The organism is Candidatus Lernaella stagnicola (assembly GCA_030765525.1).
Lineage (GTDB): Bacteria > Lernaellota > Lernaellaia > Lernaellales > Lernaellaceae > Lernaella > Lernaella stagnicola.
In genome coordinates, this window is sequence record JAVCCK010000041.1 from 1 (window position 1) to 26,565 (window position 26,565).

General features: G+C 61.0%; 26 protein-coding genes. 20 read left to right on the forward strand and 6 right to left on the reverse strand.

The annotated features are described in order from the left end of the window. The 8 genes from P9L99_18790 to P9L99_18825 all read left to right on the forward strand — a co-directional run. On the forward strand, window positions 1–200 hold a 200-nt coding region (locus tag P9L99_18790), incomplete at its 5' end, for a diadenylate cyclase (protein MDP8225414.1). Between the two features lie 3 nt (window positions 201–203). Then, a complete protein-coding gene (locus tag P9L99_18795; protein MDP8225415.1) occupies window positions 204–1,178 on the forward strand; it encodes a CdaR family protein in 975 nt (324 codons plus the stop codon). A gap of 28 nt (window positions 1,179–1,206) precedes the next feature. Next, complete coding sequence (locus P9L99_18800; protein ID MDP8225416.1) at window positions 1,207–1,944, forward strand: pyridoxine 5'-phosphate synthase; 738 nt, start codon at window positions 1,207–1,209, stop codon at window positions 1,942–1,944. Next, window positions 1,944–2,315, forward strand: a complete 372-nt coding sequence (gene acpS, locus P9L99_18805) for a holo-ACP synthase (GenBank protein ID MDP8225417.1) — start codon at window positions 1,944–1,946, stop codon at window positions 2,313–2,315. The genes P9L99_18800 and acpS overlap by 1 nt, the downstream gene beginning before the upstream one ends. After that, window positions 2,312–3,895: an NAD(P)H-hydrate dehydratase gene (locus tag P9L99_18810; GenBank protein MDP8225418.1), complete on the forward strand. Its 1,584-nt coding sequence runs from the start codon at window positions 2,312–2,314 to the stop codon at window positions 3,893–3,895. The genes acpS and P9L99_18810 overlap by 4 nt, the downstream gene beginning before the upstream one ends. Next, the gene (gene tsaE / locus P9L99_18815) at window positions 3,892–4,365 is read left to right on the forward strand and encodes a tRNA (adenosine(37)-N6)-threonylcarbamoyltransferase complex ATPase subunit type 1 TsaE (protein ID MDP8225419.1); all 474 of its coding nucleotides are present in this window, start codon (window positions 3,892–3,894) and stop codon (window positions 4,363–4,365) included. The genes P9L99_18810 and tsaE overlap by 4 nt, the downstream gene beginning before the upstream one ends. 3 nt (window positions 4,366–4,368) lie before the next feature. Continuing rightward, a complete protein-coding gene (locus tag P9L99_18820) occupies window positions 4,369–5,607 on the forward strand; it encodes an aspartate kinase (GenBank protein ID MDP8225420.1) in 1,239 nt (412 codons plus the stop codon). 30 nt (window positions 5,608–5,637) lie between these two features. Continuing rightward, window positions 5,638–7,230, forward strand: coding sequence for an oligosaccharide flippase family protein (locus P9L99_18825; GenBank protein ID MDP8225421.1), 1,593 nt, complete (start codon window positions 5,638–5,640; stop codon window positions 7,228–7,230). Here the strand turns inward: P9L99_18825 and P9L99_18830 are convergent. Then, window positions 7,196–8,575: an FAD-dependent oxidoreductase gene (locus P9L99_18830; protein MDP8225422.1), complete on the reverse strand. Its 1,380-nt coding sequence runs from the start codon at window positions 8,573–8,575 to the stop codon at window positions 7,196–7,198. The genes P9L99_18825 and P9L99_18830 overlap by 35 nt on opposite strands. Window positions 8,576–8,684: 109 nt before the next feature. Between P9L99_18830 and P9L99_18835 the strand changes: the two genes are divergently transcribed. The 9 genes from P9L99_18835 to galE all read left to right on the forward strand — a co-directional run bounded on the left by P9L99_18835 (window position 8,685) and on the right by galE (window position 19,050). Next, complete coding sequence (locus tag P9L99_18835; GenBank protein ID MDP8225423.1) at window positions 8,685–9,578, forward strand: SUMF1/EgtB/PvdO family nonheme iron enzyme; 894 nt, start codon at window positions 8,685–8,687, stop codon at window positions 9,576–9,578. Continuing rightward, window positions 9,575–10,732: a glycosyltransferase gene (locus P9L99_18840; protein ID MDP8225424.1), complete on the forward strand. Its 1,158-nt coding sequence runs from the start codon at window positions 9,575–9,577 to the stop codon at window positions 10,730–10,732. The genes P9L99_18835 and P9L99_18840 overlap by 4 nt, the downstream gene beginning before the upstream one ends. After that, a complete protein-coding gene (locus P9L99_18845) occupies window positions 10,729–11,898 on the forward strand; it encodes a glycosyltransferase family 4 protein (protein ID MDP8225425.1) in 1,170 nt (389 codons plus the stop codon). The genes P9L99_18840 and P9L99_18845 overlap by 4 nt, the downstream gene beginning before the upstream one ends. A gap of 62 nt (window positions 11,899–11,960) precedes the next feature. Next, on the forward strand, window positions 11,961–13,151 hold the full coding sequence (locus tag P9L99_18850; protein ID MDP8225426.1) for a glycosyltransferase: 1,191 nt from the start codon (window positions 11,961–11,963) through the stop codon (window positions 13,149–13,151). Beyond that, window positions 13,148–14,266 (forward strand): glycosyltransferase, encoded by a 1,119-nt coding sequence (locus P9L99_18855; GenBank protein MDP8225427.1) that lies wholly within the window; start codon window positions 13,148–13,150, stop codon window positions 14,264–14,266. Before P9L99_18850 ends, P9L99_18855 begins: the two co-directional genes overlap by 4 nt. 86 nt (window positions 14,267–14,352) lie before the next feature. Next, window positions 14,353–15,753, forward strand: coding sequence for an undecaprenyl-phosphate glucose phosphotransferase (locus P9L99_18860; GenBank protein MDP8225428.1), 1,401 nt, complete (start codon window positions 14,353–14,355; stop codon window positions 15,751–15,753). Window positions 15,754–15,778: 25 nt separating this feature from the next. After that, the gene (locus tag P9L99_18865; GenBank protein MDP8225429.1) at window positions 15,779–17,110 is read left to right on the forward strand and encodes a UDP-glucose/GDP-mannose dehydrogenase family protein; all 1,332 of its coding nucleotides are present in this window, start codon (window positions 15,779–15,781) and stop codon (window positions 17,108–17,110) included. A gap of 19 nt (window positions 17,111–17,129) precedes the next feature. Then, window positions 17,130–18,068: an SDR family oxidoreductase gene (locus P9L99_18870; protein MDP8225430.1), complete on the forward strand. Its 939-nt coding sequence runs from the start codon at window positions 17,130–17,132 to the stop codon at window positions 18,066–18,068. Window positions 18,069–18,072: 4 nt separating this feature from the next. Further along, window positions 18,073–19,050 (forward strand): UDP-glucose 4-epimerase GalE, encoded by a 978-nt coding sequence (gene galE / locus P9L99_18875; protein ID MDP8225431.1) that lies wholly within the window; start codon window positions 18,073–18,075, stop codon window positions 19,048–19,050. A gap of 76 nt (window positions 19,051–19,126) precedes the next feature. Here galE and efp read toward each other — a convergent pair whose 3' ends face one another. Continuing rightward, entirely contained in the window at window positions 19,127–19,699 is a 573-nt protein-coding gene (efp, locus tag P9L99_18880) for an elongation factor P (protein ID MDP8225432.1), read from the reverse strand. A gap of 141 nt (window positions 19,700–19,840) precedes the next feature. Between efp and dacB the strand changes: the two genes are divergently transcribed. The 3 genes from dacB to P9L99_18895 are packed head-to-tail and all read left to right on the forward strand — an operon-like array spanning window position 19,841 to window position 22,772. Continuing rightward, complete coding sequence (gene dacB, locus P9L99_18885; GenBank protein MDP8225433.1) at window positions 19,841–21,370, forward strand: D-alanyl-D-alanine carboxypeptidase/D-alanyl-D-alanine-endopeptidase; 1,530 nt, start codon at window positions 19,841–19,843, stop codon at window positions 21,368–21,370. Further along, window positions 21,367–22,224 (forward strand): shikimate dehydrogenase, encoded by an 858-nt coding sequence (locus P9L99_18890; GenBank protein MDP8225434.1) that lies wholly within the window; start codon window positions 21,367–21,369, stop codon window positions 22,222–22,224. The genes dacB and P9L99_18890 overlap by 4 nt, the downstream gene beginning before the upstream one ends. Next, the gene (locus tag P9L99_18895) at window positions 22,221–22,772 is read left to right on the forward strand and encodes a shikimate kinase (GenBank protein MDP8225435.1); all 552 of its coding nucleotides are present in this window, start codon (window positions 22,221–22,223) and stop codon (window positions 22,770–22,772) included. Before P9L99_18890 ends, P9L99_18895 begins: the two co-directional genes overlap by 4 nt. Here the strand turns inward: P9L99_18895 and P9L99_18900 are convergent. From P9L99_18900 to P9L99_18915, 4 genes are read right to left on the reverse strand one after another with little or no spacing between them, the layout of a single operon-like run. Then, a complete protein-coding gene (locus tag P9L99_18900; protein MDP8225436.1) occupies window positions 22,769–23,701 on the reverse strand; it encodes a dihydroorotate dehydrogenase in 933 nt (310 codons plus the stop codon). The two genes, P9L99_18895 and P9L99_18900, sit on opposite strands and share 4 nt — an antisense overlap. Beyond that, the gene (locus P9L99_18905) at window positions 23,698–24,519 is read right to left on the reverse strand and encodes a dihydroorotate dehydrogenase electron transfer subunit (GenBank protein MDP8225437.1); all 822 of its coding nucleotides are present in this window, start codon (window positions 24,517–24,519) and stop codon (window positions 23,698–23,700) included. Before P9L99_18905 ends, P9L99_18900 begins: the two co-directional genes overlap by 4 nt. After that, window positions 24,516–25,001: a ribosomal protein S18-alanine N-acetyltransferase gene (rimI, locus tag P9L99_18910; GenBank protein MDP8225438.1), complete on the reverse strand. Its 486-nt coding sequence runs from the start codon at window positions 24,999–25,001 to the stop codon at window positions 24,516–24,518. Before rimI ends, P9L99_18905 begins: the two co-directional genes overlap by 4 nt. Next, complete coding sequence (locus P9L99_18915) at window positions 24,994–26,553, reverse strand: hypothetical protein (protein MDP8225439.1); 1,560 nt, start codon at window positions 26,551–26,553, stop codon at window positions 24,994–24,996. The genes rimI and P9L99_18915 overlap by 8 nt, the downstream gene beginning before the upstream one ends. Window positions 26,554–26,565: the final 12 nt, after the last annotated feature.

Below are 26,565 nucleotides of genomic sequence, written 5' to 3' on the forward strand. Positions count from 1 at the left end.
CGCTGGCCAGCGACGTGGAAATCGACAAAGACCTGGGCACGCGGCACCGGGCCGGCCTAGGCGTCTCCCAGGAAACCGACGCGCTGGTTCTCATTATTTCGGAGGAAAAAGCGCAAGTGAGCGTGGCCCGCGAAGGCCGCTTGACCAGTAACGTGTCCAACGAAGATTTGTTGGACCTGCTCCACTCGCATTTTGGGTAAGCGATGAAATCGTCTCTGATCAAATTCTTTTCCGAGAACCTGCTGCTCAAGCTGATTGCTTTGATGATTGCGGTCCTGCTGTGGAGCCACGTCAGCTCTCGGGAAACGGAACTTGAGGTGCCCTCCAAGGTCAATTTGGAAATCCGAAACCTGCCGCGCACCCTGGTTCGCATCTCCGACTTGCCCAACGAAATCGAAATCAAAGCCCGCGGCCCGCGCACCGCGCTACGTGCCCTGCGCAACCGCGAATTGCGCTACGTTCTCGACCTCGCCGGCGCCAATCCCGGCCCGATGGTCGCCAAATTCTATGCGAGTAAGATCGAAGGCCTGGCCAGCGGCGCTAAGGTGACAGAGATCTACCCGAGCCAAGTGCAGATCATCCTCTCGGAGCGAAAGAATAAAACCGTGCGTGTGCGCCCGGTCTTTCGCGGCGAACCGCCGGAGGGGCTCGAACCTCTCAAGCCGGTTGTCGAGCCGGAGTTGGTGGAGATTTCCGGCGCCACCGAGGAGATTGACATCCTCACGGAGGTCGAGACCGAAATCATCGACCTGACGGGCCACGGCGAAACGTTCTCGGTGGAGGTCGGCCTGGACCTGATCAACCGACACGTCGAGCCGGTGCGTGAAAAAGGCGTGCGCGTGACGGTTCCGATCGGCCGGCCGAAAATCAAGAAGATGTTCTACGGTATTCCGATTACCGTGCGAAACGCGGAGTACAAGTACAAATTGAGTCGCCAGGACCTCGACGTCCAACTGGAGGGTTCGGCCGAGCAACTCACGCTGCTCACGGCCGGCGATCTGACTTTGGTCGTTGACGCCGCCGACATGAAGCCTGGTGAAAAACGCGAAGTGACGCCGACCCTCGAACTGGCCGGCGGTATCGCCTTGCGCAACTACAGCATGCCGCCGGTGACGATCCAAATCGCGGGCGGGAAGAAACCGAATAAAACGCCGTCGGGCAAAAAGAAACTGAAATAGTCGGCTTCGTTTTCCTAAGGAGGCTAGGTTGCCAGTAAAACTTTCGGTCAACGTGGACCACGTCGCAACGGTGCGCGAAGCGCGCAAAATCGATCAACCAGACCCGGTGGCGGCCGCGGCTATGGCGGAACTGGCCGGGGCCGACGGCATCACGATTCATTTACGCGGCGATCGCCGGCATATTCAGGAACGCGACCTGGAGCTACTGCGCAAAACCGTTAAAACGAAACTGAATGTCGAAATGGCCACCACCCAGGAAATGACCCGCATCGCCTGCGAAGTGCGGCCCGATATCGTGACCTTCGTACCCGAACGCCCCGATGAAATCACGACCGAAGGCGGCCTCAACCTGTTGCACGCAAGAGAAGCCGTCAAAAGCGCCGCCGCCGTGCTGGCCGAACACGACATCATCGTCAGCGTTTTTATCGATCCCGATCTCGACCAGATCAAAGTGGCGCGTGAGGTCGGCGCGAAGGTCGTCGAGATCAACACCGGTCGCTACTGTGACGCCCGCAAACGCGAAGACCGCGAACGCGAGTATCGACAGATCGTCGACGTCGTGCGCCTCGCCGCAAAATTGCGCCTCGACGTGGCCGCGGGTCACGGTTTGGACTACAAAAACGTTCAACCGATCGCCGCCATCCTGGAAATCCGCGAACTCAACATCGGCCACACCATCATCGGCCGCGCGATCTACGTCGGCCTCGATCAGGCCGTGCGCGAAATGATCGCCGCCATTCGCGAAGGAAGGACAGCCGCCGAGTGATGATCCTGGGCGTCGGCGTCGATCTCGTTTCAGTGCCGCGCATCGAACGAATCATCGCTCGCTCACCGCGTTTTCTGCGACGCGTGTATCACCCGGTTGAAATCGAAGAAGCCAACGGACGCCCCGATCGATTCGCCACACGGTTTGCCGCCAAAGAAGCATGGCTCAAAGCCATGGCGTTGCCCCTGTTCACTGTGCCGCTCACCGAGGTCCGCATAGAAATAGGCCGGAGCGGCCAGCCGCAACTGCATCTGGACGGACGCGCCGCCGAACTCGCGCGCGAACGAAACGTGCATAACTGCCACGTCAGCCTAAGCCATACCGCCACCGAAGCCGTGGCCGTTGTCGTATTAGAGGGAGAGAAGTCATGAAGCTCGCCACCGCCGCGCAAATGCGCGAAATGGACCGCGCCGCCATCGAGCAATACCGTATCCCCGGCATCGTTCTGATGGAAAACGCGGGGCGGGGCGCCACCGAGACACTGCTCGGGCGCTTCCGCGATTCTTGCGAATTCGGCGTTGCCGTGCTCTGTGGGCCCGGCAATAACGGCGGCGACGGTTTTGTGATCGCCCGCCACCTGTTCAATCGCGGTTTCGAAGTGGAGTGCTTTCTACTCGGCGCGCGCGGTAAGTTGAAGGGCGACGCCAAAATCAATCACCGCATCGCCGCCAACCTCGGCCTACCGATCACGGAGATAAAAACCGATCGGGATCTTCTCAAAGCGGCCGTGATTCTCGCCGACGCGGGGTTGATCGTTGACGCCTTGTTCGGCACCGGCCTCTCACGTTCCATCGAAGGCGTGGCGGCGGACTTGATTGAACTCGCCAACGAGCTTGAGGTGCCCCTGGTGGCCGTGGATATGCCCAGCGGCGTGGGTTCCGACGACGGGCGCCCGACCGGGCCGGCGATCATCGCCGATCTCACGTGCACCTTCGGCCTGGGCAAGGTAGGGCAGTTCATCCACCCCGGATGCCGGTATTGCGGTGAGATCGAAGTCATCGATATCTCGCTGCCGCCGTACTTCACGGCCGAATTCAGTCTCGACCACGTCCTGTTGGAAGAAGCCGATTTGCTGCCGCTGTTTGGCCGCCGCGAAATGGACACCAACAAGGGAACCTATGGCCATGCCGTCATCCTGGGTGGCGCGCCGGGCATGAGCGGCGCAGTACGTATCGCCGCCGAAGCCGCCGTGATGGCCGGGGCTGGGTTGGTTACCGCCGCCGTGCCGTCGTCCTTGGCCGGCGTGATCGAAACGACGCTCACCGAAGCCTTGAAAACGTCACTGGCCGCCGATCCGCAAGGTCGCTTGGCCGATCGAGCCCTCGACGCCGCGCTGGCCTTGCTCAATGAGCGAAGCGCCGCCGCCGTCGGCCCGGGCATGGATCGTTCCGACGGGCTCGAGACGTTCATGGCCGGTTTGGTGGCCGGAATCACAACGCCTACGGTCATCGACGCCGACGGGCTGAACAACTTGGCCGCTAATGTCGCCGCGCTGAAAGACGCGAAAGCACCCATCGTCGTGACGCCGCATCCCGGCGAGATGGCGCGCCTGCTCGGCACCGATACCACCGCCGTGCAGTCCGATCGACTCGGTGCCGCCCGGCGATTCGCCGCTGAATATGGAGTGGTGACGGTGCTCAAAGGATCGCGTACCGTTGTCGCCGCGCCGGATGATCGCGTTTGGATCAACCCCACCGGCAATCCGGGCATGGCCACCGGCGGCACGGGCGACGCGCTCACCGGCCTGATCGCCGGATTCCTCGCCACTGGTTTGGCGGCTTTGGACGCCGCCCTGTGCGGTGTCTACATTCACGGACGCGCGGGAGACCTCGCCGCTGCCGCCGTGGGTGAGCGGGCCCTCAGCGCCGGAGTGTTGTTGCGGTTCCTGCCCGAAGTGTTGCGAGGCTTGGAAGCGACGCACGCCAAGTTCGAAACGGAGGATGGTGTTTGACGGCTCGCATCGCCGGGATAAGCCGCGACGAAGAGGAAACCCGTGAGTGGGGAAAACGGCTGGCCGTGTACCTGCGACCGGGCGACGTCGTCGGTCTCGTGGGCGAGTTGGGCGCGGGCAAAACTCGCTTCGCCCAGGGATTGGCCCGCGGTTTGGGCGTCCCCGCCGACACGGTCATAACAAGCCCGACTTTCACGCTGTTGGCGATTTACGAATCCGGACGGTTGCCATTCTACCACTTTGATTTCTATCGCCTAGAAACGGCCGTGGATCTTGAGCGCATCGGTGCGGAGGAATACTTGTGGGGCGAGGGCGTCTGCGCCGTCGAATGGGCCGAACGCATACCGGAGGCGTTGCCGGATGAAACTCTGTATGTAAACTTCGTCATTGACGGCGATACCCGGCGGCTCGATTTTCGCGGCGCGGCGCATCGTTGGCGTGAGGTTTTGGATACTTTGGTAGCGGAGTAATAGATGGCGATCATCGTGCAAAAATACGGCGGGACGAGCCTCGGCTCGATCGAGCGGATCCGCGAGGTCGCCCGGCGCGTTGTGGCGACGCACGAGGCAGGCAACGAGGTCGTCGTCGTGGTCTCGGCCATGGCCGGCGAAACCGACCGCCTGCTCGGTCTGGCCGCACAAATCACTGAGCGCCCCAACGACCGCGAAGTCGACCAACTTCTAGCCACAGGCGAGCAAGTCAGCATCGCTTTGCTGGCGATGGCCATTGAATCGACGGGCCACCAAGCCCGCTCTTTCTTGGCCCACCAGGTGCGTATCCGCACCGACAACCGCTTCTCGCGCGCCAACATTATCTCGATTGACCCCGACGCCATTCTCGACCGACTCGGCGAGCGAAAAATTGCGGTTGTCGCGGGCTTCCAGGGCGTAGACGTCGAAGGCAACGTCACGACGCTGGGCCGCGGCGGGTCCGACACCACAGCCGTCGCGCTGGCTGCCGCACTGAAAGCGGACGTGTGCGAAATTTACACCGACGTGGACGGCGTCTACACCACCGACCCGCACCTTTGCCCCACGGCGCGCAAGCTCGACCGCATCAGTCACGATGAAATGTTGGAACTGGCCAGTCTCGGCGCCAAAGTGCTGCACATACGCGCGGTGGCGTTCGCCAAAAAATTCGGCGTGCCTCTCCACGTGCGCTGTTCGTACAACGACCGACCCGGCACGTGGGTCGTACCGGAGGATAGCTGTATGGAATCGGCACCCATCACCGGAGTCACCTACGTAAAGGACGAAATGCGCATTCGCGTCTTGGGCGTGCCCGATCGCCCGGCCGCGACGCGCGACTTGATCGTGCCGCTCGGCCGCGCGGGTTTGCGCGTTGATACGATCGTGCAAAACGCCGGGGTTGACGGCTTTTTCGACCTCTCCTTCACCGTACCCAAAACCGAGGCGCAGCAGGCCCGCGAGTTGGCTGAGCACGCCGCGGACGATCTGGGGGCTATCGGCGTGGAACTCGAGGGACCGGTGGCCAAGGTGTCGGTCATCGGCGTGGGATTGCGTACCCATACGCAGGTGCCCGCCAAGGTTTTCGAGACGTTGGCCGCTCACGACATCCCCATACAGATGGTCGCCTCCAGCGAGATCAAGCTGAGTGTCATCATCGACGAAGTGCACCTCGCCGAAGCCGTACGCGCTTTGCACACAGCGTTCGAACTCGACCAGGGAGACGCCGGTTGCGAAGAGGTGTAAATCCTCGGGCAATCGTTTAGGATCGCATTCATGAATCCCGCTCCAACCGAAACCACGGGACCGCCGCGCCTCGGCGAGCGTGCCGCCGGTGCCATGTATTGGAACCTGCTGGGCAAGTTCGCCCTGATGCTGCTGCGCTTTCTCGAATCGGTCGTGCTCATCCGCCTGCTCGGCGACGCCCTCTACGGTTCCTTCGCCGTTGCGCTGACGATCAACAACATTGCGGTGCTTGCTGCGGCTCTCGGCCTCGAAAACACGTTATTGCGCTTCGTCCCGCAAGCGCTCATGCAAGAGGGAGCGCGCGGCGAGCGCCGCTTGGTCCGCCAGGCTTTGCTCACACGCTTGGTGCTTTCTTTGGCGGTCGCGGCGGGCATTTGGTGGGCGGCGCCGTGGCTCGCCGAGGTATTACTCAAAGACCCCGCGCGCGATATCTGGGTGCGCCTCGCCGCATTTATGCTGGTGGGCCTGGGCCTGCAGAATCTCTTGGCGCGAGTCCTCGTCGCCCGTTATGAGCAGAAATTCATCAACTTCGTCCAAGCATCGCTGACCGCATTGTACTTGGTCGCGGCGACCATCGCGGTGAAGCTCGGCGGCGGCCCGGCAAGTGTGCTGGCGTGCTTGGTCGTACTTTACGGAGCAACCGCCGCGCTTTTCCTGTGGCGCTGGCGACGCGAGAATCCGATAGCGCGGGAACCGGTCGAGCCCGGCGAGCCGCCGTCGATCTGGCGCGTGATCCGTTTCAGCGGCTTCAGCTACGTTTACAACGTGCTGCATTTCGTGCTGCAAAAACCGATGGACGTGCTGCTGCTAACGCTCCTGTTGGATCAACCCGCGCAGATCGCGTTCTACGTCATCGCCTACAATTTTGTGTTCCAGTCGGTGTCGTTCTTCGGCAACGCCTTCTCCGAAGGGGTTTCGCTGGCCATGATCAGTGAGGTGGCCGCGGCCGGAGACTACGATAAACTGCGCCGCATTTTTGCGGTTTCGATGGAATATTTGTACCTGTTCGTCATCCCCATTTTTATCGGCGGGCTGATTATCGGGGCCGACATTCTGCACGTGCTGTATCCCGAAAGCACCGCCAACGGCGCGTTCGGCCCGATGATCGTGCTGCTCTTCGCGCTGTCGTTCGCCAAGATGGGGAGCCTGACGGCCAACTTCCTGCAAGGCATGGACAAGGAAAAGGCGCTGGTACAAGCGCGGCTTGTTTTTGGGGCCGTCAACTTCATCCTCGATCTCATCCTGATTTGGCAATACGGGGCGCTCGGCGCGGCGATCGCGACCAGTATCGCGGTTGTCGCCGGCATCGGCTATGAGTGGCGCATTGTTCACCGCGCGTTGCAGCCGGTGTACCCCTGGCGTTTCTTGTCGAAGATCGCCGCGGCGGGGGTGGGCATGGGCGGTTTGCTTTTCTGGTTGCGGGGCGCGCTGCCGTGGCCGCTTTGGGGGAAGGTGCCCGCATTGCTGATCGCGGGGATCGTCGCGTTCACGCTCTTGCTGTTGGTTTTGCGACCCTTCCGCCCCGATCACGCCGACTTGTTAGCCAGCTTACCGCTGCCGGGTAAAAAGTGGTTACTGCGCTGGTTCGTCAGCCGGAAGAAACCTGCTTCGCCAACTTCTTAACGGAAGTACGAGCGGCAATCAGCAGCGGGTCGATCACCGGCGAGAAGGGCGGCGCATACGCAAAGTCGACGGCGTTTAATTCTTCGACCGTCATCCCAGCGTGCACCGCGACGGCAAGGGTGTTAATCCGCAACGCCGCGCCCTCCTTACCGGCCACCTGACCGCCAAGAATCCGGCCTGTTTGCCGATCCAGCACCAGGCGCACGGTAATCTTCTGCTTCCCCGGCTGCGCGTGAGCGCGGCTGTTGTGCGTGATGAGATTGACCAGTGGGTCGAAGCCGGCTTCGCGCGCTTGGGCTTCGGTCAGGCCGGTCACACCGATTTCCAGTTCGAAGCATTTGAAGTGAAACGATCCGAGCGCACCGCCATACGTAAGGTCGCCGCCGGCGGCGTTTTCACCCGCGGTCCAGCCGTGCTTGTTGGCGATGTCGCCCAGCGGATAGTGGGCGGGCTGGCCGTTGATGCGGTTGATTGTTTCGGCGCAATCTCCCGCCGCGAAGATGTCCGGCACATTCGTGCGCAGGTGGTCGTCCACGGCAAATGCGCCGGTAGGGCCGACCGCTACGCCCGCAGCAACGCCGATCTCTACGTTCGGCTGCACGCCGATTGCCACCAACACCATATCCGCATCGAAGCTGTCGTCACCGGCTTGCACGGCGGTGACCCAACCGTTCGCGTCGGTTTTCAAGCCCGTAGTCGGATGACTCGGTTCGTAATGCACGCCGCGCTCTCGCAGCTCGTCAACAATCAACGCACCGATCTCTTGTTCGAACTGCCGGCCCGCCGGGAGGGGGCTGCGGGTTAGGATCGTGTTTTCCACGCCTCGCGCGTGTAGCGCTTCGGCCATTTCCAGGTTGATGAATCCGGCGCCGATACTCACCGCCTGCCGCGGTTTGCGCTCGCGGATAAATGTGTCGATGGCCCGCGCCGAGTCCAACGACTTCAAGTGAAATACATTGGGCGCGTCGTGGCCCGGAAGCGGCAGCGGACGCGGTCGCGCACCGGTGGCGAGGATGAGCGTATCGTAGTTAAATTCCTCGGTTTCGCCGGTCTCTTTGATCAACACGGTGACGCTCTTCGCTTCCGGATCGATCTTCGTCACTTCGTGCCCGAGGCGGATATCGATGTTTTGCTTTTCGCGGAACACGCGCGGCAAACGCACCAACAGGTTTTCCCAACTCGGAATGACACCGCTGATGAAATAGGGTTCATCACACGCGCCGTAGCTGATATGCTCGCCCGCTTCAAACAGGATGATTTCGAGATCAGCATCCACGCGTCGCGCTCGACTGGCCGCGCTGGTGCCGGCTGCGACGCCTCCAATAACGATCAATCTCTTACTCATGTCTATATCTCCGGTATTCAAAAGAAAGTTCGCGTGAGTTAGTATGAACATACACATTATACCAAACGAGCGCCTTGGCGGGGGCCCAATGCGCTGAAGGAGCGATTTTTTGCGGTACTTCTGGTTGGTGCCGATTTTCGTGCTACTGGCGTTCGTCGCCTGTGAATACAATAACGATTTTGAACTCGACAGCGACCTCTATGGGGACGCTGCGGCGTCGCCGACGGTATTTGTCGCGGCCGGCTATTTCACCATGGGTTCGGATTTCAGCCCCGGTTTTTTCGATGGCGTGCCTGACGAACCTTTCACCGACGAGCAGCCCGAGCACCGCACCTATGTCTCCGCCTATCGAGTCGAGATCCATGAGGTGACCAACGCTCAGTACCGCGCCTGCGTAGGGGCGGGGCGTTGCGAGGACCCTCGAAGCGCCGGCAGCATTGATCGCGCCGATTACTATTCCAATCGCGCCTTCGACGATTACCCGGTGACTAATGTTACTTGGCAGATGGCCGATGATTACTGCCGCTGGCGCGAACGCCGCTTGCCGAGCGAGGCCGAATGGGAGAAGGCGGCGCGCGGTACGGCCGACGAGCGAACCTTTCCGTGGGGGTGGCAGGAACCGACCTGCGGCCTGTCCAACCTATCGATCCCGCGGGCGGATTCACTTTCCGCCGACGCCGAATACGAAGAGACCTGCCACGCGCGTCCGGTCGAAGTTGGGACCTACGCCGCGGCGGCGTCTCCGTTCGGGTTGACCGAAATGGCGGGCAATGTCTCTGAATGGACCGCCGATTACTATGACGCAGATTACTACGATGCGGGTCTGTGGCCTCACAACGGCGTTGACCCGCAAGGCCCGCCGGACGGCGAGCGTCGGGTCATTCGCGGCGGCAACTTCGCGTCGACCGCGTATTTCGCCAGAGTATCCTTCCGCGAAAATGCACCGCCGGAGACATACACCGCCGCTTTGGGCTTTCGTTGCGCACAGGATGTCGTTCCATGAAGATATACGCAGGCTTCGACCTTCCTCGACAAATCTTGATGTTTTCTACTGCCGATTGGGACGCGCCGCTGTGGACCAATAAGCAGCAGGTCGCGTCTCGTTTGGCGAAGTACTTCGACATCATTTACGTGGAACCGCTGGCAGCCGTGGGGGCCGGGCAACGGAAACTGTTGGGCGGCGATTCCTATACCGCCGATTGCGGCGTGACGGTGTACCGGCCGCCGGCGGCGGCGCCGTTCGGCAACAAGATATGGTCCGTCAATCGGGCCAATATCGCGTACGCGTCTCGCGGCGTGAAAAGCATAATGAGAGAGAAAGGTTTTTCGCGGCCGATCTTCTGGTGCTACCCGCCCACGGCGCAGCCCTTTTTGACGCAGATCGACAGCGCCGTCTCGTGTTACGACTGCGTGGACGAATACAGCGCCTTTCCCGGCGCCTGGGCCATCGTCACGCGCAAGATGGAGCAACGGCTGCTAAAGTCCGTCGACGCGGTTTTCACTACCGCGCAGAGTTTGTTCGAAGCCAAACGGCCCTACAACAAGCACACGTACTTCGTGCCGAACGTCGCCGATTTCGGCCACTTTCACAAAGCGACGACCGCCAAGCCGATAGGCCGCATCAGGAATATCAAACGGCCGGTGATCGGGTTCGTCGGCGCCGTGAACTACAAGCTCGACGGCGAACTGCTCGCCACGCTCTTCCGCTTGCGACCGAACTGGAGCTTCGTGTTCATCGGCCCCGACTGCGGTTTCGGCGTCGATCAACTCATCCGGCACCGCAACGCCCATTTTTGGGGGCGCAAAGATATCGACGAACTGCCGGCGATCATGGCGGGTTTCGACGTTTGCATGATCCCCTATAAGCTCAACCGTTACATTGAAGGCGTACTACCACTCAAATTTTTCGAATACCTCGCCACCGGCAAGCCGGTCGTCGCGACCAAAATGGCGGAATTGGAAAAATACACGCCGATGGTCGACCTCATTACGACGCCGGAAGATTTTGTGAACGCGGTGGAACGCCGCCTGGCCGACGATCCGCATCGGGAACAACGTTTGGCGTTGGCCCGCGCCAACAGTTGGGAGCATCGCATTGAACGCATGCTGACCATCTTGGAAAACGTCTATCAGGAGAAGCGCGAGGACCACCTATGAGAGTACTGATTTCCTCCCGCGATTACCTGCCGGACTACGGCGGCGTGCAAATCTATATGGAGCGCCTCGCCCATTACTACGGCGAGAAGGCGGTCGTCGTTACCCGGCATTGTCCCGGCGACGAATCGTTCGACCGTGACCAACCCTATACGATCAAGCGCATGCCCCGCTTGGAGTGGCGGCACGGCAATCGCGTCATCGGCGCGGTGCTGCGGGTGTTCAGCTACATCGCGCGTTTCATCATCAGTGGTATTTACCTCGCCGACGCCATCCGCGATCAAAAGACGGATGTCGTGTATTGCGCCTATCCCTTTCCCAACGGCCTGCCGATGATGGTCGTTCGCATTCTGACCGGCTGCCCCTACGTCGTGTTCGTGCATGGCAGCGAAGTTCTGCGCGAGCGCGAGGCCGGCGGCATCAGGCTCTTGGCGTTGCGCGTCGTGTTGCGTCTCGCGTTGCGCGTCGTGGCGACCGGTGAGTTCATGGCGGAGATCGTCGGCCACTATGTTGATCGCCGGCGCGTGATCGTGACGCCGCTGGGCGCGGATTCCGGCCCGCTGGATGCCGACACGCCGCCGCTGGAGGAGATCGGGGGCGTCGATTTACGCGGCAAGCAAGTCATCCTGACCGTGGGACGTGTCGAAAAGCGAAAAGGTCACGACAACATCGTCAAAGCGTTGCCTGCAATCTTTGAGTCCCGGCCGGAAGCCGTCTGGGTCATCGTGGGCGACGGGCCGGAGCGCGCACATATCGAGAAGGAAGTCGCCGGTTCGCCGTGGCGCGACCGCGTTATCTTTACCGGCCGCTTGAGCTACGCCGAACTGGCGGGAGCCTACGCGCGCGCCGATCTTTTTTTACTGCCCAACCGCCAAGTCGGGTACGACGTTGAGGGCTTCGGAATCGTCTTCCTGGAGGCCGCGATGTTCGGCACACCTTGCGTGGCGGGCAACAGCGGCGGCGCCCCGCAAGCCATCGACGAGGGCCGCACGGGCTTGTTGTGCGACGGCGACGACCCGGCGGATATCGCCGCCAAGGTCGTGACGATTCTTTCCGATGAGGCGAAAGCGCGTGCAATGGGCGAGGCGGGCCGAAAATGGGTTGAGAAGCACACGTGGGCCGCTTGCGCACAGACCATCGAATCCGTCGTCAAACCACTCGTGAGTTGACCCTTCGTTGCCCGAGGGGCGGCGACCGGCTAGGATGACGGCGCACTTTTGAGGAAACCAATTTGACGCTTCGAGGCCGCGATATCGTCTGCTTGGCCAGCGCCGCCTGGGACGCGATGTGGGTCAACTCCCAACACGTGATGCACCGCCTGGCAAAGCACAATCGCGTGCTTTACGTCAACAACCTCGGCTTGCGTCCGCCCACCGCTTCGAGCGGCGACTGGCAGAAAATCAAGAAAAAGCTAGGCGAATGGACCAGCGGCGCGCGGCAAGTCGAAAACAACCTGTGGGTCGTCGCGCCGGTCAGCCTCCCGCTACACCGCCGCGGAACCGTTCGCGCGTTCAACGCGTGGAATCTGCGGCGCACGTTGCGCGCGTGGACGACGAAATTCGGCATGCAAAAACCCATTCTGTGGTCGTTTCTACCGCTGGGCGCGACTCTCGTCGGCGACCTTGACGAGTCGCTCGTCGTATACCACTGCGTGGACGACTACGCGGCCAACCCGGGCGTACCGGCGACGGAAATCAGGGAGATGGAAAGCCGCTTACTCGCCGCCGCCGACCTGACGATTGTCACCAATCCGGTCTTGTATGAGGAGCGGAAAAGCCGCGCGGCCAATATCGAGTATTTCGGGAACGTCGCGGACGTCGAACACTTCGCCCCGCGTCCCGATCGCCGCGTTCCGGAAGCATTACGTGACTTGCCGCGGCCGATTATCGGTTATCACGGCAATATCTCCGGCTACAAAACCGATGTGCCTCTCATGGCCGCGCTGGCTCGCGCCATGCCGCATGCGAGCATCGTGCTGATCGGGCCGGTCGGGTGGGGTGACCCGCATACCGACGTCGCTTCGTTGCGGGAATTGCCCAACGTCGTTTTGCTCGATCGCGTGCCGTACGACGCGCTGCCGAGCTACGTGGCCGCCTTTGACGTCGCCATCCTGCCGCTCCATGACAACGAGAGCACGCGGCGCAGCTTCCCCATGAAATTCTACGAATACATGGCGGCGGAAAAGCCGATTGTCGCCCGTGACCTGCCGGCGTTCGACGCGTACCGCGACCGGCCGGAATTGTGTCGCTTGGCAAAAACCGAAAAAGGCTTTATTACCGCGGTGGGCGAGGCTCTCGCGGCGCCACCGGCTCTTGAAGCACGACGGGCCGAGGCGAAGCGGAATTCGTGGGATGTCCGCATGGCGCAGATTGAAGAGGCCGTCGTGACGGCCTTGCAGGCGAAGGGAAAGGGGAGCGAATGAAAATCGCGCTGGTACACGATTGGTTGACCGGAATGCGCGGCGGCGAGAAGGTCCTGGAGGTCATGTGCGAAATCTGGCCCGACGCCGACCTTTTCACGTTGCTGCACGTGCCGGGATCAACCTCGCCGACGATTGAGAATCGCCGCATCTTTTCCAGTTTTATCCAAAAACTACCCCGCGCCGCGAAGTGGTATCGCAACTATCTGCCCCTGATGCCGACCGCCATCGAGCAGTTCGATCTGCGTGGCTACGACCTCGTAGTTTCCACCAGCCATTGCGTCGCCAAGGGCGTCATCACCGCGCCCGGCACCTGCCACGTGAGCTATCTGCACACGCCGATGCGGTATGTGTGGGACCTGTTCGAAGACTATTTCGGCGCGGCTCGCGTGGGGCGCTTCAAGCGGCTGCTGATCTCATTTTTCGCCAACTACCTGCGCATGTGGGATGTCACGTCGTCGTGCCGCGTTGACGACTACCTGTGCAACAGCCGCCACGTCGCCAAACGTATCGCCAAATATTACCGCCGCGATGCGACGGTCATTCACCCGCCGGTCGACACGGCACGCTTTTCCATTGGGCGACCGGAAGAGTTTTACCTCTGCGTCAGCGCGCTGGCGCCCTACAAGCGAATCGACCTGGCCGTCAAAGCCTGCGCCAAGTTGGGCAGAAAATTGAAAGTTGTCGGTACGGGTCAGGATGTCGACCGCTTGCGACCGCTGGCCGGTCCGGGCGTGGAGTTCCTGGGGTGGCAGGAAGACGAAACCATCGACGAACTTTATCGCACGTGCCGCGCCTTCATCTTTCCGGGCGAGGAAGATTTCGGCATCACGCCCGTGGAGGCGCAAGCATCCGGCCGGCCGGTCATCGCGCTGGGGAGGGGCGGCGCTTTGGAAACGGTGCGCGGTTTGGACGAGGAGACGCCCACCGGCGTGTTCTTTGCCCGCCAGACGGTTGACGACCTCGCCGCGGCGATTGTTTCCCTTGAGAGCAACCTAGATCGTTTCGACTCCGAGGCCATCCGCGCGCACGCGCTGAGCTTCGACCGCGAAGTGTTTCGGCGGAAGATCGAAACTCATGTGAACCAGACCTTTAAGGACTTCCAAGCGCGGCAATAAACCGCGGCCGCGTTGCAAAAAACGTCCGTTTGGCTACACTGAGCGCGGCTTTCAAGCGAAGTTTGATACCCGAGGTATGAAGCAGCATGATCGGCGAACGATCGACGTTTTTACGCAGCGTGCAAACGGTGGCCGATTTGGCCGTCGTAGTCGTGGCGTGGCTCATCGCGTACCCGATTCGCTTCAATTTCATACCGCTGTTGATCGATCACGTGCCGCCCTTTGCGCACTATGCCGCGCTGGCCGCGTTGGCCCTGCTGGTGTGGGCGGTGGTTCTTCGGCTGCGGCCGCTACTGGGCGGCGGTTTAGCCGCCGGTCTGCAACGCGACCTTTTCTGGGGCCTGCGGAACCACTTGTTGGCCTTCGTGACTTTCGTGGTCGTCACCTTTTTCATCAGCGCCTACAAGCCAAGCCGAATCGTATTGGTGATTTTCCTGACGCTGTCCACGCTCGGCATTGTCGGGGTTCGCGTTGCGATGCACCGCTGGCAACTCGCTCGTCTGCGGCGCGGCGAGGGCGTGACACGCTGCTTGGTCGTCGGCACCGGCAAACTCGCCCGGTCGCTCGTCGAGCGCCTACATAGGCGCGCGGATCTGGGGCAGGTCGTGCAGGGGTTCTTGGCCGACCGGCAGGAAGAAGTCGGCACCGAGATCGACGGCCTTCCGGTGCTGGCCACCGTTGAAGAAGTGCAGCGCGTCGCCGAAGAGAAGAATGTCCAACGCGTGTACGTCGCGTTGCCGATCAGCGCCCACGACCGTTTGAGTGCGGTGCTCAACAACCTCGAAGAAGAGATGATCGACGTCAAGGTCGTAGTCGACTTGATGGATTTCGTTGTGCTGCGCAGCGCCGTGGAGGATTTCGAGGGGCTGCCCGTTATCAGTTTGAAGCAGACGCCGATGTCGGGCTGGGGCGCGGCGTTGAAGCGAGCCTTCGATATCGCGTTCGCCGGGACGGTCATGATTTTCGGCGCCCCGGTTTTCGCCGCCATTTCCATCGCGGTGAAACTCAGTAGTCCGGGGCCCGTGTTCTACGGGCAGGAGCGCATGGGGCTGGACGGGAAGGTCTTCGACATCTTCAAGTTCCGGTCGATGCGCGCTGACGCCGAGTCCGATACCGGTGCGGTCTGGGCGAGGGAAGACGATCCGCGGCGCACCCGGATCGGCACTTTCCTGCGCCGCACCAATCTCGATGAACTGCCGCAATTCTGGAATGTCCTTAAGGGCGAGATGAGCGTCGTTGGGCCGCGACCGGAGCGGCCGGTGTTTATCGAGGAATTCCGGACCGAAATCCCGAAATACATGTTGCGGCACAAGGTCAAGGCGGGCTTGACCGGCTGGGCGCAGGTGAAGGGCTGGCGCGGTGACACCGATTTGCGCCCCCGCATCGAATGTGATTTGTATTACATCGAAAACTGGAGCTTTTGGCTGGACCTGCGCATCATTTGGATGACGCTGTTCTCGAAGGCGGCCAGGGAAAACGCATATTGAACCAACTCGTCAAGGAGTGGATTAGATGAACATCTGTGTGATCGGCACCGGCTATGTGGGCCTGGTGGCGGGTACGTGCTTTGCCGAAACCGGCCACGACGTGATCTGCGTCGACAAGGACGAAGAGAAAATCGCCATGCTCAATCGGGGAGAGATCCCCATCTTCGAGCCGGAACTTGACACCCTGGTCGAACGAAACACGAAAGAAGGCCGACTCGTGTTCACAACCGATCTCGTGCACGGCGTGCAGCAGAGCTCGGTCATTTTCATTGCCGTGGGCACGCCGCAGGACGAAGACGGCTCCGCGGACCTCTCCCACGTACTCGAAGTGGCCAAGGCAATCGGTCGGGCGATGAACGAGTACAAAATCATCGTCGATAAATCCACCGTTCCGGTCGGTACGGCCGACTTGGTGCGCGAAGCCGTCGCCGGCGAAACCGATCAACCCTTCGACATGGTCTCCAACCCCGAATTCATGAAAGAGGGCGCGGCGGTCAACGACTTTTTGTACCCCGACCGCGTGGTCATCGGTGCCGGTACCGAGCAGTGCAAGGAAATGATGGGCGAGTTGTACGCGCCGTTCGTTCGCACCGGCAATCCGATCATCTTCATGGATATTCGCAGCGCGGAGATGACCAAGTACACCGCCAACGCGATGCTCGCCACGAAGATCAGTTTTATGAACGAGATCGCCAACCTGTGCGACGCGGTCGGCGCCGACGTTACCGCCGTGCGGCGCGGGGTGGGTACCGACACGCGCATCGGCTCGCAATTCCTGTTCCCGGGCGTCGGGTACGGCGGTTCGTGCTTCCCGAAGGACATCCGGGCGCTGGCCCGCACGGCCGAGCGCTTTGGTATGACGCTCGATATTCTTTCGTCTGTCGATCGCGTCAACGAAGCGCAGAAGACGGTCATCGTTCGCAAGGCGAAGAAACACTTCGGTGAGGACCTCAGCGGCAAAACCTTCGCGGTCTGGGGGCTTTCCTTCAAGCCGCAAACCGACGACATGCGCGAAGCTCCGGCCAAATTTATTATTCGCGATCTGGTCGCCGCAGGGGCGATGGTTCGCGCCTTTGATCCCGCCGCGATGGAAGAAGCCGTTCAACCCTACAATCTGAAGGACGTTTACGACGCGGGCCGGATGGTGCTTTGCGATAACGCGTATGAAGCCCTGGAGGGGGCCGATGCGCTGATCGTCGTGACCGACTGGAACGAATTCCGGCGTCCGAATTTCACACGGATCAAAGAAATGATGAACCAGCCGGTCGTATTCGACGGCCGCAATCTATACACGCCCGGCATACTCCGGGAACTGGGCTTTTCGTATTACGCGATCGGCCGGGATGCGGTGAATTAACGACCGGAAGGGAGTGATGATGCCAAGGATTCTGATCACCGGCGGTGCCGGTTTCATTGGATCGCACTTGTGTGATTACTACGTCGCCAAGGGCTACGAGGTGATCGCGATAGACAACCTGCTGACGGGTAATGTGGCCAACATTGCGCACATCACGGCGGAGAACTTTTCGTTTATCAAGCACGATGTGACCAATTACATTTTCATCGACGGCCCGATCGATCTCATTCTCCACTTCGCGAGCCCCGCCAGCCCCATCGACTACCTGGAATTGCCGATTCAGACCTTGAAAGTCGGCGCGTTGGGTACGCACAAGGCGCTTGGCTTGGCCAAGGAGAAGGGCGCCCGTTTTCTGTTGGCGTCGACTTCCGAGGTATACGGCGATCCCTTGGTGCATCCGCAGCAGGAGAGCTACTGGGGTAACGTCAATCCCATCGGCCCGCGCGGCGTGTACGACGAGGCGAAACGCTTTGCGGAGGCCCTGACGATGGCCTATCACCGCACGCACGGCGTGGAGACACGCATTGTGCGCATATTCAACACCTACGGTCCGCGCATGCGTTTGATGGACGGGCGCGTCGTGCCGACCTTTATCGGCCAAGCGCTGCAAGGGCAGCCGCTGACGATCTTCGGCGACGGTCACCAAACCCGCAGTTTCTGCTACGTATCGGACCTCGTAGACGGCATCGACCGCTTGTTGATGAGCGAGGAGACCGACCCGGTCAACTTGGGCAACCCACACGAGATGACGATCCTCCAATTCGCCGAGTTGATCTGCGAACTAACTAGTTCCAAAGGTGACTTCGTCTATCGCGACCTACCGGCGGACGATCCGAAGGTGCGGCAACCGGATATTTCCAGGGCCAAACGGATTCTCGAGTGGGAGCCGGTTGTGCCGTTGGCTGAAGGGCTCCAGAAAACAATCGATCACTTTAAGAACGTGATTTACAAGGATTAATCCCATGACCGTACTCGTGGCCGGCGGCGCCGGTTACATCGGCAGCGTCACGGCGGCGGAATTGTTGGATGCGGGTTACGAAGTCGTCGTGTACGACAATCTCGACCGCGGTCACCGCGCCGCGGTACCGCCGGGCGCCGAGTTTATCGAAGCCGAACTCGGCGACTCGGATACCTTGACCCGCGTCCTGCGCGACTACGAAGTGGAAACGATCATGCACTTCGCGGCACACAGTCTCGTGCCCGAAAGCATGGCCTACCCGGAGTTGTACTACGAAAACAACGTGGTCGTCGGGAAGCGCATTCTTGACGCCATGATGCGCGCCGGAGTCAACTTCATCATTTTTTCAAGCACGTGTGCGACCTTCGGCGAACCGAACGAGGTTCCGATACACGAGCAGATCGCGCAAAACCCCACCAGTCCCTACGGCGAGACCAAGCTGGCATTTGAAAAGATGTTGCAGTGGTATCACCGCGTTCACGGCCTCAACTACAGTATCCTGCGCTATTTCAACGCCGCAGGCGCGGCCCACGGCCTAGGCGAGGACCACGATCCGGAAACCCACTTGATTCCGATCGTGCTGCAAGTCGCGCTCGACCAGCGGAAGCATATCTCCATTTTCGGCGAAGACTACCCGACACCCGACGGCACGTGCGTTCGCGATTACATCCATATCGTCGATCTGGCGCGCGCCCATATTTTGGCCATGCAGAAAAAGAGCGAAGAGGCGACGCATTTCAATTTGGGAAACGGCACCGGATACAGCGTCAAGGAAGTCATCGAAGTCGCCCGCGGCATTACGGGCCATCCGATTCCGGCTGTGACGGCGCCCCGGCGGCCCGGCGATCCCCCCGCGTTGATCGGCGCGGCGGACAAAATCAAAAGGGAACTGGGCTGGGAGCCGCGGTTCCCGGATTTGGAATCGATCATCGCGTCCGCCTGGGCGTGGCACCAAGCCCATCCGCGGGGTTACAAGAAATAGCGAGGCCTCCCACCGAAGCGAACGGCGCACCGCTGGCCGGTCGCGACCTCACGAAAGAAGAATTACAGGGATGCGTTTAGTCCCGGGCACGCTCGACGTACTGGCCCGTTTCGGTGTCGATACGCAGGACTTGGCCGGGTTCGATGAATCCCGGCACCTGGACTTCGAGGCCGGTTTCCAGGACGGCTGGTTTGGTCTGGTTGGTGACCGTGGCGCCCTTGATGTACGGCGCGCATTCCTCGACGCGTAGCTCGACGATTTTCGGCAGTTCGACACCGATCACGCGGCTGTTGTGGAGTTGCATGTCGACCGTCGCATTGGGCAACAAGAATTTGAGTTGTTCGGCGACATCCTCAAGCGGCATGGCCATTTGTTCGAAGGTTTCGTTGTTCATAAAATGCGCCATGTCGCCGTCTTCGTAGAGATACTCCATGGTTTGCGTGTCGAGCACGATGCGTTTGACCTGTTCGGTGGCGCGGAAACGATTCTCGCGCTGAACGCCGGTCATGATGTTGCGCATTTTGATCTGCATCACGGCTTGCCCTTTGCCCGGCGTGATGTGCTTGGCGTTCATCACTTTGTATGGTTCGCCTTCGTATTCGATGATGTGTCCGGCCCGAATGTTGTTCGCATTGTAGAGCGTTGCCATGTCGTCCTCCGAAATCGTCTCAAATATACGAAACGCCGCATTGTAACCGGGCTAAACTGCATTGCAAGGTCACACGGCGGGTTGCCAGGAAGCGAGGGCGTCTTTAACCTGTTTCCAAACCGTTGGAGGGAGCCGAACGTCATGACTTGGTCGCAGCGTCGCGGAGCGTATGCCGTATTCGCCCTGATCCTACTACTCGTCGTCGTTTGCTTCGGTGTACATGCGGCGGAAACCGATCCCACACCGGCCGCTTCGCCGACGCCTACGGCGGACACGCCGGAAATGACGCCCGCCGAGGAAGAAGTGCCCGCGGGCCCCACGCTCTCCGCCGATCAGCGAAAGAGAATCAAACGGCTCCTAAGCAACCCGATTCTGAAAAACGCCAAGCTGACGATTCAAATCAAGCACCTGAAAACCGGCAAAGTGCTTTTTGAACACAACCCGAACCGACTCTGCATCCCGGCCAGCACCAACAAATTGGTTACCGGCGCGGCTGCCTATAATTTGTTGGGGCCTGAGTATCGTTTCAAAACCCGCGTGAAGGCCGACCGGCTGCCGGACCGCCACGGTGTCGTGAAGGGCAACCTGTACGTCGTGGGCAGCGGCGACCCGGCCTTGACGATGGAACAAGTCTGGAAACTCGTGCATGGGATGGAAATCGCCGGCGTAAAAAAGGTGACCGGCGATCTGGTGGGCGACGACACCTTCCACGACGCGGTGCGCTTCTATCCCGAGTGGGGCCGGCAAACGTACCGCGCCTACCATGCGCCGTTGGGCGCGCTATCGGTGAATTTCAACACGGTCGCGTTTTCCGTGCGAGGTGGTGGCGAAGTGGGCGCGCCGGCGAAAACGACGTTTGACCCTCATCCCGACGATCTGAAGGTGCGGGGCAGTATCGCCACGGTGGATGGGATGGTGAACAAAACCTACCTGTCGTTCAACCAGGGCACGGCGCACATCAGCGGTGAAATTGGCAGGACGGCCCGGCCGGGCCCGACCTATCACGCGATCCGCGATCCCTTGCCCTTCGCGCTGGGCACGATCCGCGCCATGATGAAAAGCGTCGGCATCGAGGTCGCGGGCGTCAATCGGGCCGGTTCCATCGGCCGCAAAGGCTACGTGATTTGCGAGCACGAGGGGCCGGAGATTTCTGAGATTGTCCGGCACCTTTACCGCTATTCCAACAATTTCACCGCCGAGCAATTGCTGCGCACGATCGGGGCGGTGGAACAAGGCGTGCCGGGCTCGCGGGAAAAGGGTGCCGCGGCGGTGACGGCCTGGCTCAAGCAAAATGGCCTGTACCAAGAGGGCGAAGTCGTTTTCGACGGTTCCGGCCTGGCCCGTGAAAACCTACAGAGCGCGCACAGCATGGTGAATCTGCTGGCCTGGATGGCCAACAATCCGCGTCTCTTTCCCGAGTATCTGAGCGCGCAGCCGATCGCCGGCGTAAACGGCACCCTGCGGTATCGCTTCAAGAAATCGCCTTTGCGGGAGCGGGTTCGCGCGAAAACCGGATTGCTTAACGGTGTCGTGTCGCTGGCCGGCTATTGCTACGACGCGCGGAACGACCAGTACGCCTTCGCCGTGTTGATCAACAACTTCGCGCCCACGGCGGGCGTTCGCGGACCGCAGCGGCTAACCGAAAAAATTCTCGAAGCGGCCATGGAATGAACGCACTACCCCAAAGCGAGTCCCGTACGTTCTTCGGCGTCATCGGGCGCGACGTCTCGCAGTCGAAAAGCCCCGCCGTCCATAACGCGGGATTCGCGGCTCTCGAATTGCCGTACACTTTTATCGCCGTCTCGACCGACTCCCCGGAGGCCGTCGTCGCCGAAGCCAGGGCGAAGGGTTGGGGCGGCCTCGCCGTAACGATGCCCTACAAAGAAATCGCGCTGCGCCTCGCCGACGTGACGATGACCGTCGACCGCGAATTGGGCGCGATCAACACGCTGGTGTTTCAAGAACAAGGCATTCTTGGCGTCAACACCGATGTCAGCGGCATTTTTGCGGCCTTGGACGAACGTAACGTGACTCTCACCAACAAAGCTGTCGTCGTGATCGGCGCCGGCGGGGCGGCTAGGGCTGCGGTGGGTGCCGCGGTGCGCAGCCGGGCGAAAAACGTGGCGATCCTCGCCCGCCGTCGCGATCGTGCCGAGCATTTCCGTGAGCAATTCGCCTACGCCGGCATCCCGATGTCCGCCTGCGGAATAGACGATCCGGAAGCGCCCGGCATCGTCATGTCCGGCGAATGCGTGTTTCAAACCACGCCGGTCGGCGGTGGGGAATGGATCGACCAAACGCCCGTGCCCGCGCAATGGATGGGACCGCGCGTCGTGTTGCTCGACGTGGTGTACCAACCGTTGCCCACGCCGCTGATGAAGGCGGCGGAGGCCGCTGGGGGCACGGCCATCGGCGGCGACCGCATGTTTCTGCATCAGGCGTGCGACCAGTTCCGTTTGTGGACGAATAAGGAACCGCCATTCGACGTAATGGAGCGGGCGTTCTACGAAGAAGGAAGAAAATGATTTTCGCGCTTATCGGACCAAGAGGCGGCGGCAAGACGACCGTCGGCAAACGTTTGGCGAATCTCACCGGGTGGCCCTACTTGGCCACCGACGATGAGGTCGTCGAGACGGCGGGTAAAACCGTCACGGAAATTGTGGAAAGCGGCGGTTGGCCCGCATTCCGCGAACTGGAAAAACAAGCTTTGCAGACCTGCCTGTCGCGTTTCGCAAGCATTGTCGAGCCGGGTAAGGGCGGTTTTCTCGACACCGGCGGCGGCATCATTTTGGACGAGGAAAATCGCGCCGTGCTGCAACGCGAAACGCAGATCATCTACCTGCATGCCTCGCCCCGGGTGATGGCGAAACGTGTGGCGGAATCGGACGACCGGCCCGCGTTGACCGAGGGCGGCGACCCGATTGAGGAAATCAAGGACGTCTTCGCCAAACGCGACCCGCTTTACGTGGCGCTGGCCGACCTCGAACTCGACACCGAAACCTTGGGCATCGAGGCGATCGTGACGGTTCTGATGAACTGGGTGACGGCGCGGTGCGGGGTTTGCGAATTCTAAGGCGTTGCGCGAAACGTGCCGCGCAGTGCGGCGAGGTTCGGTAGGCCTTCGGTTTTCAGCCAGAGCGCCATCTCGGCGGCGATGCGAATGGGCGAACGAGGATCGACGAAATTCGCCGTGCCGACCTGCACAGCGTGACAACCCACCAACACATATTCCAACGCGTCTTCGCCGGTGGCGATGCCGCCGATGCCGACGACCGGCACGTCAACGGCTTGCGCCACTTGCCACGCCATGCGCAGCGCGACGGGTTTGATCGCCGGTCCGCTGAGGCCGCCGGTCACGTTGCCGAGCATCGCGCCGCGCGTCTGCAGGTCCACGGCGATACCCAGCAGCGTGTTGATCGCCGACAGGGAATCCGCCCCGGCCTCCGCGGCGACTTTCGCGAGCGATACGATATCGGTGACGTTCGGCGTCAGCTTCACCATGAGGTGCTTGTCGGTCGCTTGCCGAACGCGTTGCACGAGTCGGCCGAGAACGTCGGCGTCGGTTCCGAAAACGACGCCGCCCGCTTTGACGTTCGGGCAGCTTACGTTGAGTTCGAGGCCCAGAACGTGTTCCGCCTCCGGGCTGGAAAGGCGCTCGACAACACGCAGGTAGTCGTCTTCGGATTCTCCGTACACGTTGGCGATAATCGTCGCGCCATGCTCCACGAGGCGTTTGTATTTGTGTTCCAGAAAACGCTCGACGCCCGGATTCTCCAGGCCGATGGAGTTGAGCAGGCCGCACGGCGTTTCGACAATGCGGGGTGTCGGATTGCCGCGGCGAGGCTCCGGCGACAACCCCTTGACCACGATGGCGCCGACCGCCGCCAGATCAGTGAGGTCTTCGTACTCGACGCCGTAACCGTACGTACCCGAGGCGGCCATCACGGGAGTCTTCAGCAGCAGGCCGCGCCCTAAGTCGACTCGTAGATCGGGTTCACTCATGCCAGATCGCTCCACACCAATTGCGAGGCTTCAAACACCGGGCCCTCGTGACAGACGCGCAGGTAGGGAATGCCTTCGTCCGCCGCGTTCTCGACAACCTGTACGACGCAGCCGCGACAGGACCCGACGCCGCAGGCCATCATGTTTTCCAAGCTTACTTGGCAGGGTACTCCAGCGGCGGCCGCTTGTTCGGCGACGGCCTTTAGCATCGCCGGTGGGCCGCAGGCGAGCACTTGGCATTCGGCCGCGGGTAGGGAGGTCAGGCGCGGCGAAAATACTTCGGTAACCAGGCCGCGGTGACCAAGCGAACCATCCTCGGTGGCCGTCAGCAGTGGTACGTCGCCGGCTTCGAAATCCGCAAGCGCCGGTAAGTCCGTAGCCGTGCGTCCGCCAAAGAAAGCCTCGGGGGCGAAATCCTTCCGCGGCGTGATTTCGTCGAGCAGGAAAAGGAAAGGGGCGATGCCGATGCCGCCGCCGACGATCAATACGCGCGGGCGTGTCGGGTCTACGACAAACGCGCCGTCACCCAACGGCCCCAAAACGTTGACGGTATCGCCGGCTTTAATATTCCCCAGAGCAGCCGTGCTCTCGCCGACGATCTTCACCAGGATTTGGACGATGCCGTCATCGGTGACGCGATGGAGTGAAAAAGGCCGGCGGAGGCGGCGGAAGTCATCCAGACGGCGGGTAAGGGTAATGAATTGTCCGGGGCGGGCGGTTTGCGCAAGTTCTGGAAAACGGAAGGACAGGCGAAAGTGGCTTTCATTCAGCCGTTCGTTGGCGGTAACCGGCACGTCCTGCAGGAACTTGGCCGTCACGTTTCCTCCGCGTCTTCGGATAACGAGAAAACCAGAATAATGGCGTCTTCGCCGGTATCCGAATAGTACCGGCGGCGGCGATACGCTACTTTGAAACCCGCGCGGGTGTACATCGCCAGAGCCTCCCGATTGGACGGCCGGACTTCCAACCACGCGATCGACGCGTCCTTGGCCTTGGCGCGGCGCAGCGTGGCTTCCAGCAATTCCCGTCCGAGCCCGCACGAGCGAAATGATTTATCGATGGCGAATTTTAAAATGTGCAGTTCGTCGGCGACCAACCACGCGAGGGAATACCCGATCAGTTCGCCGCCGTTGCGCACCGCGAAAAACAGTGCGTAGGAGCGGGAGAGGGCGTCGTGAAAGCTGTCGATGTGCCAGGGGGTCAGGAACGCTTCGGCATCGATGTGGGCGATTGCTTCCAAGTCGTCGGGCATCGCGCAATCGATGCTGATTTCCGGCGGTTGGAGAGCAATGCTAGTCATCGTCGCGGTCGTGAATGTCGATTTGGACGCGGAAACGGCTTTCCACGTGCGTGATGAGTTCTTCCACCACGACGCCATAGTCGCCGCCGAATTCATCGGCCGCCTGGTCGACATAGTGCGAAAATCCCGAACGGCCTTCGGCTTCACGGGTGCCGTCCACTACGATAATCAACGCTTGTTTGGCGAGCAGGCGGCGCGCCAGGTCGCCTTGATAAACGAGTAGTTGGCGCAAATCGTTCAGATCGTCGTTGGAATCGTGAAAGACGTACAAGACCGGGAAGGTTTTCCAGTTACTGAAGTCGTCGAAATACCCGGCGGGGAATCCGACACCGAAACGCACGTAATTCTGGAGGTTATCGCTGAAAAATTCCCGTACCTGCCAGATCACCGGCGCTTCTTTCGGGCTGTCGTCGAGGCCGTTAGGCATGCGCAATGACAAAAAGCGCAACGCTTGGTTGAGGCGCGCGGCGCGAAACGCTGCATCGTCCTCGCTCCAGAAATCGGCGTCGGAAGCCGGGAGATCGAAATACGAAAATTTTTCCGGCAGCCAGAACGAGTTGGTGAATACCGGATAGTCGCCGAGGAAGTCGTCATAACGGCCAAGGGTGTTGACGATGCAGAAGTCGTCGGTCGTTCGGTCCACTTCGTCCAAACGGAGCGCCAGCACGTCGGCCAACGCGGCGGTTTGTTCGTTGTACCCGCGCGGATCCTCGCGCAGCGAATCGAGATAGATGCTGCCGGCGTAGCCGCCTTCGAGGGGAATGTTGGCCGTCGCGGCCAGGTTTATCGGGTCATTGTCGAGCCACCGCGCCACTCGTGGGTTGGCGTCGAAGCGGCCGTTTGCCTCGCCGTAATCGCCGCTGGCGTCGACGCCGTCCAAGCCGACGTCGTCAAAGCTCTCACCGGGGTCGTAAGCGCCGTTGTCGTTCACGTCGTCATAGGGTTCGGCCAGGCGCAAGACCAAGGGCTCACCGGCATCGCGTTGGCCATTGGCATTCAGATCGTGCGCGAGGACGAAATCGACAGGGGCGCCGCGGTCATCGTATACGGTGACGACCGGGAAAATTCCGTCGGGATCGACCGGGCTGATCATGGGCGGCAGGGAGACAGGCTCGCCATTGTCGAAATCCGCCGCCGTTACGCCGGGCGGGAAGAAGGCGCTGTCGGGATTGATGTAGAACGCGTTGCCGAATGCGGCGACCAGATCGCGATCGGCCTGCAACTGCGTAGCGCCGTCACCGGTCTGACCGTAGAGATCGAAATTCTCGAGGTGTTCGTTGAGCGCCGCCAGTCGCCGCACGGCACTGCTGGGACCGTTCAAAGCGGCAACGACATTGAACCGACCGGGCGAGTCAAAAAACAGTTGCAGCGCTTTGTAAGCGCCGTCGCCCACGCCGAGCAGCGCGCGGTAGGACCCGAGGTACGCCTCATCCTCGATGTGGTCGACGCAAGTGAGCGGTTCGGCCGGGTCGGGGGAGTCACCCCGGTCGCAGGCCGGTGCGAACAAACATAAGGAAATGGCAACGAAGGCCCATAAAATACTGAATCGCAAGGGAAATCTCCC